The organism is Paenibacillus sp. 7516 (assembly GCF_002272715.1).
Taxonomy (GTDB): domain Bacteria; phylum Bacillota; class Bacilli; order Paenibacillales; family Paenibacillaceae; genus Paenibacillus; species Paenibacillus illinoisensis_A.
On the sequence record NZ_NPBI01000033.1, the window covers coordinates 36502 to 50680 of the forward strand.

Here is a 14179-nt window from a genome sequence, read left to right on the forward strand (position 1 = left end):
CAGATAAAATCCAATGGACCCTATTGAAATTTCATGCGCTCAAATGGCAGCTCAAATTGGGTCTGCTTAAACGCAATGCCATCCAGGTTTTTGGGTGCCACGATCGTCATGCTTCCGTTGGTAAGAGGGATAAACACAGCTTCCTCGTGAACCCTCTTCATGATGTCAGCATACAGCGATTTCCTTGTATTCTCATCGGTAGATACCATCACGTCTTCAATCTGGGCGTACAGTTCCTCTGCGTCAGGCATTCCGCTTGTTGTATGCAGATAGGCTGAGCTTGAGGCAAAGGCAGAAATGGTGCTCTGTGGATCATAAGCCAGTCCCCATGTTTGATTGAACAGCAGATCATACTCGCCCGTTGATCTTCGGTTAGCGATGGATGAGGATTCTTCACCAATCATCGATAGCTGGATACCGATGTTTTTCAATTCATTTTGAATGTATTCAGCCTGTGTTTTCTGCGTAGAGGAATTGCTGTCATAATATAAATCCATCTTCAGCTCTTGCCCTTCTTTGGTTCGTACAGCAGCACCACTGCCTAAAGTCCAGCCCGCTTCGTCCAGCAGCTTCTCTGCTGTACTTACATCATAAGGCCGTATCTTCAATTCCACGTCGGCGTAGTTCACATTGGAAGAGAATAGAGTCTGTGCAGGTGTCTGTGTTCCCTCAAAGATGTCGTTGCTGATGGTATCCCGATCAATGGCATGCCAAATGGCTTCCCGAACGGCTGTTTCACTGACCGGGTTATCCTTTTTGCTGCTGTTGGCCGCAATGATGCTTGTGTTCATCGGTTCACTTCGTATAACCTGATACTCCCCTGATTCTGCCAGTTGATTCATGGCATGAACATCAATACTGTCGGCACCCCGGTCATCGGTGAACACGAAGTCAATTTCGCCTTTTTGCAAGGCCAGAAACGTTGTCTCTCCTGCCGGGAGAACTTTGGCTACGATTTTTTGAATTTCGGGTTTGCCTCCCCAATAATTTTCGTTCGCGACAAACGTCGCATTCTCGTCTACATTATGCTCCGTAAGCATGTATGGCCCGGTTCCATGGTAACCATTCACACCATCTTTGGTCCCGCCATTGATCATGTCTTTGGGGGAAATGAACACATAGGGCCGGGTCATGGACAATTCCACCAATGTCGGATAATAGGTACTGGACAGCACCAGTTCAACCGTATGTTCATCAATGACATTTGTACTCACAATTTTGGTGGACAGCTTAATCCACGCATGTTTCTCACTGTTGGCCTGGACCGCGTCAAAATTAGCTTTGACCGCCTCGGCGTTGAACGGTTCTCCGTCCTGGAATCTCACGTCTTTTCGCAAATGAAAGGTATAGACCTTACCGTCCTCGGAAATATCCCATGATTCCGCAAGCAAGGGCTGAATGCCTTCTGCCGTGTTCTCTACCAATGACTCATATACCATACCTTGAGCAGGCATGGAGCCTGTGTACAAATGGGGATTCATATCATTAATATCCTTGGCAGAAGCATAGATCAGATCCGTCTTCTTCTCTCCTTCGGCTGCCCCCGTCTGTGCAGTTCCCTTCTCGCCGCAACCGGCCAATACGACCAACACCAGCGCAAATATAATACTTAAGCCCATACGGGATCTTCCCTTTTTCACAATGTTTCCTCCTGATGATCAATTTCAAGTCCTTCACAGATCATGTTCAGATCACCAGCAAACGTCCGGATCTGAAATGCGCTGGATAAAGGTAACTCTCTCTGTTCCTGTGCCACTTGCACCAGTTTGTTCTCATAGGTTGCGATGAATTTGTCTATGGTGGGGCAGTCCACCCGGAGATGCCTTGCAATGCCCTGAATGATTTTGATGCGGTAATAATCTTCCTGGGGCATCCTTGGGATCTCAAGCTGTCCTTCGTGATTGATGAACATCTTCCGGAATGGCACGGCCGAAAAGTCAAAATATTTCCCTTGTTCGTCCGGCTGCGAGAAAGGGTCAATCAGTAATGAGGTATACCGTATGTACAGCAAATACTCCTGATGTATGTCCTGCAAACCGACAAATTCTTCGATATCAGAGCGCGATAAACTCTGCAAATGAACCGGGTAGTTATCATCCGTCATGAATTGAAGCAGGTTGAGCGGCCTTATGTGCAGCCTGTCTGTAATCCTCATGATTTCTTTCCATCCTGCGAGCATATCCCGAATGAGATGTTGGTTGATAGGCCCTTCCGGGTAGAGCTTGTAGACATACGTCTGGACGTCAGCATTTCCAAAGATCGCGTTTAATGAAAAGTCATTCATGAATAACGCTGGATGCACATACAGCGAGATGTTTCGCGTCTCCGCCTCAAACGGGGAGGCCATCACTTCCATCACCACTCCGAGCTGATCAACCATTTTGCATAATTCGTTCACTGCTTCTGAAGGGGTCCGAGTGGAACCGATATACAGTTTTTTCTTCACTCCGGTTGTCACGACATGATTGGAGGGCTGACGATCTGCCCATCGCGTATCTCCGCAATAGGTGGAGAAACTGATCACTTCGGGCGTGCACCCTAACTCACTTACATACTGATGAACAAGGCGGTTCGATCCAAATGTGGGAGATACCAGCACGATGCACTGAACTTGCTTCAGAACATCCAGATTCATCTGACTTAATACCTGAACATAAGCATCCGTCGTGACAGCAAGAATCAGCGTATCCCAGCTATCTTCAATCCGGCTGTACCCGGTAAAAATCCGATCCACTCTACACTCGCCTGCCACACTCCGATGCTTCTCATTCTGAACGCTTACGCGAATGTGCTGATCATGACGGTCCAATGCGCCGAAGAATTCATTGGATCTAACCGATTCCCTTCCTGCCACACCAATGGTGGATCCTCGTTGTTTCTTGAATAATACAGCTAGTTGAACGGATGCAGGCCCGGTTCCCATGATTAAGACTCGTTCAAAACCACTCATATGTGCCTCCTCCTTATCCGACATGCGAAGGTTTCTGATACAGTGCAATGTCAAACACATCGTGTGGACGCAAAATGTTATCAACCAATCGCCATTTCAGCGGGTCTGTCTCCTGCTGAGGGTAATTGAATAAGGACTTCAATCCATTGCCATATCTCATCGCGACAACAACGTGTTCATTGGTGAGCGAATGAAGCTGATCCAGGATGTCATACTTCATGGCGACCGTGGAACTGAAAATGATATGCGTGGCTTCTTTCGTAAAATCGAGCTCGTGAACAGATGCCTTCTGCAAATGGATGCGGAGACCGGCCCCCAATGTATTCACAACCGTCCGGCCTAACCCGATCGCCTCTTCATCAATATCAATGCCTACCACCTGTGCCCCCGTCCTTCTGGCGATAAGCAGGGGAGTCATTGGAAATGCTCCCGATCCGATCAGAAGCACCTTGGAATCTGAAGTCACATGGAAACTGCCGAATTCCTTCTCGATGCATTCCTCAATATTTTTGAAATAATCCGCAATTTCCACTTCTCCGTGCTGCAGCTTCAATGCCCGATATTTCTCCATGATCGCTACGCAGCGGGAAGACTGATGCCTTAAATCCAATACAAGCTGTGTGAACCCGGTGCCCCCCTCATGCTCTTTCTCAGCCCAGAACGACTCATGGCGCTTATCGGTGATCCAATGGGAATAGGCATTGATGGCCAGCTCCATCTGTTCCGCATGATGAATGGAATGATCGTATTTCCGGGCAAGTTGTTCAAAGGTATTCAGATAATCATTCAACTGTCTGGTAAAATCCACGACCGTATTCATGTGCTTCCCCCTTATTCATGTCCATCTGTTGTACATCAATAAAAGCTGTCCCCTGTGCCACAATGCCGACAGAACCTTCAATGTGAATGCTGCCCAGCCCATGTTCATCAAACCGGGCCACGACGTTGATCGAACCTCCGGGCTGTTTAATTCGGGCGGTAATCTCTCTTCCTGTCTTCCATGCAAGGTAAGCGCCAAGTGAAGCTGTACCTGAACCGCATCCTCTTTCCCATATCAGGCTATCCAGTCCCGGAACATAAATCAGTGGAGCCAACTCTTCCGAACGTGGATTGAACAACAAAATGCCAATCAGTTTGTCTCCCAGGGTTAGTCCAAGCAGACGCGCGAGGTTTTGTGCTCTTTTACGGATCCCATCATTGAACCCGTCCACCTCCACCACGATATGAATGAATTCCTCATACCGGACAATAATCATATCCAGATCGATTCCTTCGTACGTTATGGCCTGCCGTTCAATCTGTCTGGGAATCGGCATGGTCACCTGACAAAAGTATTCATTCAGCTGCTTCCTCACTTGGCAGGTGATCAACTGCTCTGTACCCGAGACCTCAAGCAGCAATTCAGTATAATCTTGAGAACCCATCTTCTGTTCAGATGCAAGGTAGGCTGCCAGAGCCATACAGGCATTACCACAAAACTCCCCTCCAGCCATCTGCAACCGTGCTGCAGCTCCGCGCTGAAAGGATGGCACAATAAATCCGACCTGCTCCGCATATACATGATCGTAGGACATGATGCTTGAAGCGATATGTTGGTACTCCTCTGCTGGATGACTTGTTTTCACCAAAACCGTCATATTCTGTGTTGGATTAAACTTGATAAATTCGATCTCCTGTTTCATCCCAGCTACCTCTATTCCTGTTCATTCAAATTCGGATGAGTTTGACTTGTACGCTGCCCGCTGTCCTTAATAGTAATTTTTACGATTAATATTCGAGAAAAATATAGCATACAAAATTGAGGTCGTCAACAATATTTTTCCATTTTGAAACAACCCTATAAGCCTCCTGTACCGTAGTGACTTGATGCTTTTATATCCTGAGCTACTCATGTTTCGTTTTGCATCCATCTCTTTGTTTGGCATTCCTTCCTCTACCAAGCAGCATAGAAAAAACGATTACCCCATGCGGGTAACCGTCTCTGCGTTGCATTGTATTCATTTCTTACATATGTCACAATAGTCACGCTGGAGCTGCACGTTTTGCAGTGCTTGCTCTGCCAAAGCAGCGAGCAGATGCGCTCCCAGCGGCAGCGCTCGTTCATCCAGATCAAATGCAGGATGATGCCACTCATGCGGTCCGGATGTACCCAGGAAAAGGAACAGGCCCGGAACCTCCTTCTGATAAAAGGAGAAATCTTCACCAGCCGGAGAGGGCAGCGGTCTAACACTGTTCAATCCCACTTCAGCCGCCACCTGTTCTGCTGCGGAAGCCAGCGAAGCATCGTTAACCACCGCAGGTGGTCCCTGAATCCAGCGAACCGTCGCCCGTGTACCATATGCCGCCGCCACACCAGCCACAACCTGGTTGAATCGTTCGCGAATCCGTGCACGGACTTTCTCGTCAAAGGTACGCACCGTGCCATCCAATATGGCCTGATCGGGAATGACATTCCAGGCTGTTCCGCTATGAATCTTGGTCACGCTAATCACGGCGCTCTCCTGTGCACCCACATTCCGGCTCACAATCGCTTGCAAAGCTGTTACAATATGCGAGGCAACAACAATCGGATCGATTCCCGCTTCCGGTACCGCAGCATGTGTGCCCACCCCTTCGACGTTAACTACAAAACCATCCGCCGCTGCCAGAAGTGCTCCTTCCCGGATACCGACTGTGCCGACCTGAAGGTCCGGTTTGTTATGCAGACCAAACACGGCACGGACGTCAGACAGCGCTCCGCTCTGAATAACCTGCCGTGCGCCTGTTGCTTTTTCCTCCGAAGGCTGGAACAGCAGCCTTACTTTGCCCGGCAGCACGGACTCCCGCTGTTTCAACAATCGTGCAGCACCAATCAATATGGCCGTATGTGCATCATGCCCGCAAGCATGCATTTTGCCTGCGGCCTGGGAAGCAAACTCAAGCTTCGTCTCTTCCTGGATCGGCAGAGCATCAATGTCTGCTCTGAGGGCAACGACAGGGCCGTCCCCTTGTCCGATTTCGGCAACAAGACCCGTACGCAGTGAATATTCATCTGCGATACGCACCCCTTCCTCCTCCAGCCAGCCGCGGATGGCGGCCGTTGTTTCCCTCTCCTCACCCGACAATTCCGGATAGCGATGCAGATGCCGCCGAATCGCGATTAACCGCTCCGCAAATGCTTCATCGGTTTCAGCAGGGATGCGCTGCGTGCTTCTTTCTTCTTGCCCTGCCTGCTGCTTGGGCTGTTCCAGCTCACTTTTCATAACGCTGCCTCCTTCATCGTCATCTATGTGCTGCAAAAAAAGCAGGTTCTGAATTCCGATCTAACCAATAGCTGCTTGCGCAGGTTCGGATTCACTCCAGAATTCACCCAGTCCCTGTTCATCCAGTGCCTCGCGCAGCAATTCAAAAGAGCGAATGCGTTTCGCGAAATCACGTGTGGCTGTTGTGACAATCAACTCATCCACGGCAAACTCATCCTGAAACTTTTGCAGTGCCTGACCTACCGTTTCCTTCGTTCCACGGGTTACACTCGGCTCCAGAACCTCAATACGATATTTCTCGTTTGATTGCCGTCCGAATTCTTCAGCCTGCTCCACTGAACCAACCGTTAGTACTTTACCATTCTCCAGGTGGATCTTGACCAGCATATGCTCACTTGCCAGCTCTTCAGCCTCTTCCTTACTCTCTGCCACAATTAAAGAGATCGCAAGAACGGCGTATGGCTCCCGCCCTTCTGAACGGTTGAATTGCTCACGGTAGACACGAAGGGCTTCTTGTGCCACTTCAATATTGCTATTAATAAACAAGGAGAACACATAAGGGAGTCCTAGTTCCGCCGCCATGCCAGCGCTATCGACACTTGCCCCAAGCACATACAGCTCGGCAGGCAGCTCAGACACAGGTGCAGCACTTAAACCGGCAAGTGGATGGGATTCATCTGCATGCGGTTCATTATGAATATACTGCTTCACTTGACGTATTTTCTCCTTCAGAGAAGCTGCCTCCTGAATGCCCTGCTGCAGAGCCTGCGTAGAACGGGGCAGTCCTCCTGGCGCACGTCCTATGCCCAGATCGATCCTCCCCGGTCCAAGCGCTGCGAGCACATTAAAATTCTCGGCAACCTTGTAAGGACTGTAATGCTGGAGCATCACCCCGCCGGAACCCAAACGAATTCGCTCTGTATGTGCCAGCAAATGCGAAATCAGTACTTCTGGCGAAGAACCTGCCACATGTCCTGAATCGTGATGCTCCGATACCCAGAACCGGTGAAATCCAAGCTGCTCTGCACGCTGCGCCAGCTCAATGGTATGCCGGAATGCATCGACCGGTGTCTCCCCTTCATAGATTGGGGTCTGATCCAATATGCCAAGACGAATCCCCATACGTTTCTCCTCCTCCAATTGTGCTGCCGTATTCGGCTGCCAAGCCCGTTCTTGCTTCTATAACTGCCGCAGCAGCTCCCCAAAGGGCTCTGCAAACGGTGAATGTTCTTCTTTTAACGTCACGACACTAATCTGCAGCGATACACCAGCAACTTCATGAACCTGAATGGGAAACAGCTCCTGGTCCTGCACTTCCTTCTGCACCGTCAGTCCCGGTAGGAAGGCAATACCCGCTCCCTGAAGAACCAGTTTCTTCGCCGTTTCCGAATGGTCCACATGATATGTAATATCCGGCGGGTGGTCCAGGGAGTCGAACGCACGGTGAATACGCAGCCAGTCCAGGGAACCACATTCGAAGAAAACCAGCCGCTCATTGCGAATCGCCTCCATGCTGACGTGTCCGCGTTCAATAAATGGGTGTCCCTTGTAAACATACAGCTGGATCGGATCCTCATAAAAAGCAATGGTACGGATGGCCGGGTGCATGACCTTGCGTACAAATGCCAGATCAATCTCCTGATTCAGCAGCTTTGCGATCAATTGATCGGTTGTAGCCGTTGTGAGCTTGATGTTGACCTCAGGATAGGCTTCCTTGATTTTGGGGAGGAAGTCCGGAATGACATAGTTGGATACCGATACGGTACTGCCAAGACGCAGCGCATCTGGTGTCGTCCGGCGCTGCTGAATCTTCTGCCTGCCCTTTTGGATAACCTGCAGCACCTGCTGAGCGTACGGAAGGAATTTTCTCCCTTCATCCGTGAGCACGATCTGTTTGCCAAGCCGATCAAACAGCTTGCAGCCAAGCTCACGTTCCAGCGATTGAATACGAGCCGTTACAGAGGGTTGGGACAAAAAGAGTACTTCGGCAGCCTTATTGAAGCTTCCGTAATGATTGATATATACAAATGCTTCAATGTTCTCAATATTCATAAGCGCCTCCGCATCCAGGTCCACAGACGTTTGACCTTATATCAATTTAACCAATCAACTTACTTGGTTTTAAGTAATCGTAATACCATCCTTTTCCAGTGTCAATATCAATTCATCCAGCGAACGGTCCAATCGGGTTGTAATGTCGGCCGAAAGCGCATATTTTCCGTCATCCAGACGCTCTACGCCTTGATCAACCGCGTAAACCCCACCCAAAATATGTCTTCCCCCAAGTGCGACCAGTACAGGCTTCAATGCATAATCGATAGCCAGCAGATGAGCGATGGAGCCGCCAATAACAAGCGGAAGTGACACTTTACCGCGAAGCCCCTCCTGTGGAATCAGATCCAGGAACAGCTTCAGTACACCGGAGTAAGATGCTTTATACACAGGCGTAGCCACAATGACCGCGTCTGCTGCTTCAACCACGGCAAGCGCGTCTCGCACATGCGAACTGTCGAACCGGGCCTGCACAAGGTCTTCAGCCGGCAGATCCGCTACATGTATCACCTCAACAGTAATACCTGCTTCGGTTAATTTATTGCTGCTATACTCGGTTAGGCCGGTCAAACGTGAACGTTTGGAAGGTGCTCCGGCAATAATAACGACATGAGACATCATTAATCTCCTCCTTGGAATAGCGGTCATGCCGCTCCTTTTACTCTTGGATCAAGCCGGTCACGGATATCGTCTCCAATCAGATTCACTGCGAGTACAAACATGGTAATGGCGAGTCCAGGGAAGGTACAGATCCACCAGGCTACGGTCAGGTAACCGCGTCCCTGCGAGAGCAGTGCTCCCCAATCCGGAATTTCCTTCAATACCCCAAGTCCAAGAAAACTGAGACCGGAACCCGTCAGGATGGAAGTACCCACTCCCAATGTTGCCATCACAAGCAGAGGAGACAGGGAATGCGGCAGGACATGCCGCCAGAAAATACGTCCGTTCGATCCGCCAAGCGATCGTGTCGCTGTGATAAATGGCAGGCTTTTGACAGACATCACCTGTCCGCGCATGACCCGTGCATATCCTGGAATGGAGGCTACCGCAACGGCCAGTGCAATGTTCAGCAGTCCAGGACCCAGTGCCGCAGCTACGGACAAGGCCAGCAGTACTCCCGGAACAGCCATTAGAATATCGACAGTACGCATAATCGCCGTATCCACCATTCCACCAGCATACCCGGAGATAATCCCCAGGGCACTTCCTACCAGGCCACCGACAAGTACCGAAGCGAATCCGATCAAGAGTGAATCCCTGCTGCCATGCACGACGACGCTGAAGATATCCCTTCCGAAATAATCCGTTCCAAACCAATGCGCAGCAGAAGGTGCCTGCAGGATCGCATCCGTCATCATCTGAGTTGGATCATAAGGAGCAATCCAGCCCGGAACAATGGCACAGGTAACGGTGAATAACACGACCAGCAGCGCCGCATAAAAGAATAACCGGGAAACCGCGAACGAGAAGCGGTAACGTCCCAAACGGCGATTCCATAGGCGTACACGCCCTTTGCTGCCGGTCCATGCCTTTTTGTCACCCACCAATGGTTTCATGCTCATAAGAGTCCTCCTTCCTCATCCCTCAAAGTACAGATGGTCCTCGCGGATCAAATACGTACTGCACGTCTGACCCTTGGATCGATATAGGCATACGAGATATCCACCAGCAGATTCAGCACCACGTAGATGATTGCCGTAAAAAAGACAACGCCCTGTACAACAGGCAGGTCTTTCGCCATCAAGGCATCGGCAATAATCCGTCCGATTCCCTGTCTGGAGAATACCGTTTCGACCACGACGGTTCCCGCGAGCAGATCCCCAATCAACATGCCAATGACCGTTACGGCGGGAATCAGTGCATTGCGCAGTGCGTGAACGTACATGATGGTTCGCTCCGTAAGCCCTTTGGCACGCAAGGCGACGATAAACGGTTCATTAATAATTTCAAGCATACTGTTACGTACCATCCGCACGATGAAACCTGCACCAACCAGACCGAGGGTGGCTGCCGGAAGAACCAATGAGGCAAAGCCCTCCGAACCCATCGCCGGGAACCAGCCGAGCTGAACCGAGAACAGCAGGATCAACAGAATGCCGGTCCAGAACGTTGGCATGGAGATACCAAACAGTCCAACAAGACGGGCAATAAAATCAATCACGCCATTTCGGTGGATGGCGGACAGCACGCCAAGCGTGATGCCAATGGTAATGGCGATTATGGAGCTCAGTGCCGTCAGTGCCAGGGTGGCCGGGAAATGCTCCAGAATTTTGGGAAGCACTGGATCCGAGTTCATCATGGACTTGCCAAAATCGCCCCGCAGCATGTCGCCGAAATAGCTCGCAAATTGAATGTAAAACGGCTGATCCAGACCAAGCTGCGCCCGCAAATTCTCGATCATCTCCGGCGTAGCCGAGGATGGGTCCAGCATGAGCAGGACCGGATCACCCGGCAGAAGATACATGATGCAGTACACCAGCACCGAAGCTCCGAATATTACAAATAGTGATGTTGCAAGCCGAGTCAGTATCGTTTGAACCATACCGGGTCGTCTCCTTCCTGAATGCGTGATGGGCTGTCATGTTAGGGCTGAATTCGCACATCGTTGAACAATGGGTACCCAAGCGAATCAAACTTGACTCCCTGAACGGACTTGGATGCTGCTACCGTATAAGGGAATACATAGATCGGAAGAATGACCGCCTGATCAATCAAAAATTGCTGAATCTCGTTATAGATCTTCACGCGTTTTTCGGGATCCGTTTCCACTGCTCCCTGCTCCAGCAGCTCGTCGATCTTCGGATCGGACAACCCGGACAACGTCGGACGCTCCCCTTCTGCGCTTGTATGATAGAAGGCGTATAGGGCATTCGGATCGGAATTGACCTGACTGTTGCCATACAGATCATAGTCCCAGTTCTGATAAATGACAGTGGCAATGTCTTTTGTAATTTCAACTTCAACGGCGATGCCAACCTGTTTCAGCTGCTGCTGAATGATGGCGGCGATATCATTGCGCTTCTCCCGGTTTGGGGAGCCATCCACATAACGCAGCGTCAGTTTCTGACCATCCTTTTCACGTATGCCATCCGCACCCTTCACCCAGCCCTGCTCATCCAGCAGCTGATTGGCTTTGTTGATGTCCGGGTTGATGCTTCCTTCCAGCGAGGCATCGTAACCCAAAATGCCAGGAGACAATGCAGACCATGCTCGTTCGTAGTTGCCCAGATACAACGTTTTGACGATGGATTCCACATCTACGGCGGATTGCACCGCCTGTCTGACCTTCACATCATCCCAAGGGGCTTTGCGCAGATTGAAGAAGAGAGTATACGGCAGTCCCACCGTATTGGCCTGCAGCAATTGCTGGTTCGGGTCATTCTTCAGAGCCGCAACATTTTGCGGTGGAACGGTCTCAGCAGCGAGTACCTGACTGCTCTGTACGCTTCCGATCCGTGTCGCTTCCTCTGGTACAATTTTGAACGTGATTGTATCCAGATGAGGTGCACCTTTATTTTCGACTGTCTCTGGGGCCCAGCTATAATCCTTGTTTTTGGTGACAACGATATCCGCATTTTCATCCCATTTCACAAAGGTATACGGCCCGGTACCCACCGGGTTTTTGCCCAGTTGATCGCCATATTTCTTGGCAGCTGTAGGTGACACGATACCCAGCAGAGCCTGGCTTAAGTTGCCCAGGAAGGCCTGTGAGGGTGTTTCCAGATTCACCTTGATGGTGAATTCATCAATGACCTCGGAAGATTGATAGGGTCTGATCAGCGCAAGGGAATTGGCAGCTTTGGTGGCAGGATCAATGACGCGATCCAGGTTGTACTTCACGGCTTCTGCGTTAAACGGCGTGCCATCGTGGAACTTCACGTCTTCACGCAGCTTGAACGTGTAACTCTTGCCATCCTCAGATACGCTCCATTCCGTGGCGAGCCATGGTTCAATGGAACCGTCAGGCAGCTGCACCACCAGATTGTCGTAAATGGTCCGGATGGCACGTACCGTAACGGCAAGCCCGCTCCGGTGAGGGTCCAGTGTATCCGGTGAAGTTGCGAGAGCAAAAGTCAGATTCCCGCCCTCCGCTTGACTCGCCTGTTCACCACCAGATGCCTGAGCCGCACCGCCCGAGCTGCTGCCCGCTCCGCAGCCGGACAATACCATTACCAATACTGCTGCCAGTGCCAACCATTTCATCCATGCGATAGACCTGTTCATATCATTTCCCCCTCTGTGTATACAGGTGTCATTTTTATTTTATATATAACCTATGAGATAAGTCGGTTTTAAAACACGGTAATATTGCTGTTAAGGATTCATATGGCTGTAGCGCTCATCTCACGTGCAGTTCATCTTATGCCTGCTGCACTTGCTCCCGGGCTGCCGTATAACGATTCACCGGGATCTGCACACCGAGATTGCCACGGAGGGTATCGTGCTCGTACTCCGTACGATAAATGCCGCGCTCCTGCAGAATCGGAACGACCAGTTCCACGAAATCAGACAGACCACTTGGCAATTCCGAATGGATAATGAACCCGTCAGCGGCCTCTGCTTCGAACCACTCCTGTATTTTGTCAGCTACCTGTTCTGGTGTACCCAGGAATTTGCTCTTCGGCGTAGCCGCACGCAATGCCACTTCGCGCAGCGTCAATCCCTGCTCTTTGGCATCCTTCTTGATTTTGTCCGTGCCGCTGCGGAAGCTGTTGCTGCCAATGCCGTTCAGTTCAGGGAACGGTTCATCCAGCGCATATTGGGAGAAGTCATGGTGCTCGAAGAAACGTCCCAGATAATCCAGCGCTTTATCGATCGTAACGAGGCTGGCAATCTCCTCGTATTTACGTTCGGCTTCTTCTTCCGTCCGTCCTACGATCGGGCTGATGCCTGGCAGAATGACAATATCCTGAGAGGAACGTCCATAGGAAGCGGCACGCGTTTTGACATCCTTGTAAAAAGCCTGTGCATCCTCGATCGTATCATGTCCGGTAAACACCGCATCGGCTTCTTTCGCTGCAAGGGTCTTGCCATCATCGGAGGAGCCTGCCTGGAAGATCACCGGCTGACCTTGGCGTGAACGGGCAATGTTCAGTGGTCCCTGTACGGAGAAGAACTCCCCTTCGTGATTGAGTGTATGCAGTTTGGATGGGTCGAAGAAAACACCGCTCTCCTTGTCTCGAACAAACGCATCATCTTCCCATGAATCCCACAGGCCTTTGGTTACCTGCAAATATTCTGTTGCAATTCGGTATCGCTCTGGATGGGTAGGGTGATTGCTTTTACTATAGTTTTTGGCTGATCCTTCAAGCGGGGAGGTAACCACGTTCCAGCCTGCGCGGCCGTCACTGATCAGATCAAGCGAACCAAACTGTCTGGCAACCGTAAACGGATCGCTGTAGGACGTGGAGAGCGTTCCCACCAGACCAATCCGCGAAGTGACGGCGGCCAAGGCAGACAACAGACTGATCGGTTCAAACCGATTCAGGAAGTGGGGAATGGATTTTTCGGTGATGTACAGACCATCGGCAATAAAAACGAGATCAAACTTACCTTCTTCCGCTTTCAGCGTCTGGCGCTTATAGAACTCAAAATTCACACTCGCATCCGGTTGAACCTCCGGGTGTCTCCATGTGGTCATGCTGCCTCCAACACCGTGAACAATGGCTCCAAATTTCAAACTGCGTTTTGCCGTCATATACATTCCGCCTTCCCTCATATTGGATTTAGGTTGATGCAACAGGATCCAGGACACGACATTTACATTTTCGAAACTCAAAAGTAACTATTCCTATGAGTTTGGTCAGTTTTATAATTTCACAAATCTTATCACTGCCCTGTGTAAGGGTCAACGGGGTGACTAATAGAACTTTTCTATATATAAATCAGAGATCTGTATAAGACAGGTTCATTCGTCCGCTCCCGGCTACGTTCC

Annotated in this window: 12 protein-coding genes; all 12 read right to left on the reverse strand. The window is 50.4% G+C overall.

Annotated features, from left to right (window positions below):
• Positions 1-20 precede the first annotated feature (20 nt).
• The 12 genes from cntA to CHI14_RS24145 all read right to left on the reverse strand — a co-directional run bounded on the left by cntA (position 21) and on the right by CHI14_RS24145 (position 13942).
• Positions 21-1619, reverse strand: a complete 1599-nt coding sequence (cntA, locus tag CHI14_RS24090; RefSeq protein ID WP_095292145.1) for a staphylopine-dependent metal ABC transporter substrate-binding lipoprotein — start codon at positions 1617-1619, stop codon at positions 21-23.
• Positions 1620-1636: 17 nt separating this feature from the next.
• A complete protein-coding gene (locus tag CHI14_RS24095) occupies positions 1637-2950 on the reverse strand; it encodes an opine metallophore biosynthesis dehydrogenase (protein ID WP_095291998.1) in 1314 nt (437 codons plus the stop codon).
• A gap of 13 nt (positions 2951-2963) precedes the next feature.
• On the reverse strand, positions 2964-3770 hold the full coding sequence (locus tag CHI14_RS24100) for a nicotianamine synthase family protein (RefSeq protein ID WP_095292000.1): 807 nt from the start codon (positions 3768-3770) through the stop codon (positions 2964-2966).
• Complete coding sequence (locus CHI14_RS24105) at positions 3733-4632, reverse strand: histidine racemase CntK family protein (RefSeq protein ID WP_249281224.1); 900 nt, start codon at positions 4630-4632, stop codon at positions 3733-3735. The genes CHI14_RS24100 and CHI14_RS24105 overlap by 38 nt, the downstream gene beginning before the upstream one ends.
• 315 nt (positions 4633-4947) lie before the next feature.
• On the reverse strand, positions 4948-6192 hold the full coding sequence (locus tag CHI14_RS24110) for an amidohydrolase (RefSeq protein ID WP_095292001.1): 1245 nt from the start codon (positions 6190-6192) through the stop codon (positions 4948-4950).
• A 60-nt stretch (positions 6193-6252) separates the two neighbouring features.
• Positions 6253-7314 (reverse strand): LLM class flavin-dependent oxidoreductase, encoded by a 1062-nt coding sequence (locus tag CHI14_RS24115; RefSeq protein WP_095292002.1) that lies wholly within the window; start codon positions 7312-7314, stop codon positions 6253-6255.
• Between the two features lie 57 nt (positions 7315-7371).
• Positions 7372-8244 (reverse strand): LysR family transcriptional regulator, encoded by an 873-nt coding sequence (locus CHI14_RS24120; protein ID WP_095292004.1) that lies wholly within the window; start codon positions 8242-8244, stop codon positions 7372-7374.
• 69 nt (positions 8245-8313) lie between these two features.
• Positions 8314-8862 (reverse strand): NADPH-dependent FMN reductase, encoded by a 549-nt coding sequence (gene ssuE / locus CHI14_RS24125; RefSeq protein WP_095292005.1) that lies wholly within the window; start codon positions 8860-8862, stop codon positions 8314-8316.
• Between the two features lie 26 nt (positions 8863-8888).
• A complete protein-coding gene (locus CHI14_RS24130; protein WP_095292007.1) occupies positions 8889-9806 on the reverse strand; it encodes an ABC transporter permease in 918 nt (305 codons plus the stop codon).
• Positions 9807-9853: 47 nt separating this feature from the next.
• The gene (locus CHI14_RS24135; protein ID WP_095292008.1) at positions 9854-10786 is read right to left on the reverse strand and encodes an ABC transporter permease; all 933 of its coding nucleotides are present in this window, start codon (positions 10784-10786) and stop codon (positions 9854-9856) included.
• A gap of 41 nt (positions 10787-10827) precedes the next feature.
• On the reverse strand, positions 10828-12468 hold the full coding sequence (locus tag CHI14_RS24140; protein ID WP_095292009.1) for an ABC transporter substrate-binding protein: 1641 nt from the start codon (positions 12466-12468) through the stop codon (positions 10828-10830).
• 136 nt (positions 12469-12604) lie between these two features.
• Complete coding sequence (locus CHI14_RS24145; protein ID WP_095292147.1) at positions 12605-13942, reverse strand: LLM class flavin-dependent oxidoreductase; 1338 nt, start codon at positions 13940-13942, stop codon at positions 12605-12607.
• Between the last annotated feature and the right edge of the window lie 237 nt (positions 13943-14179).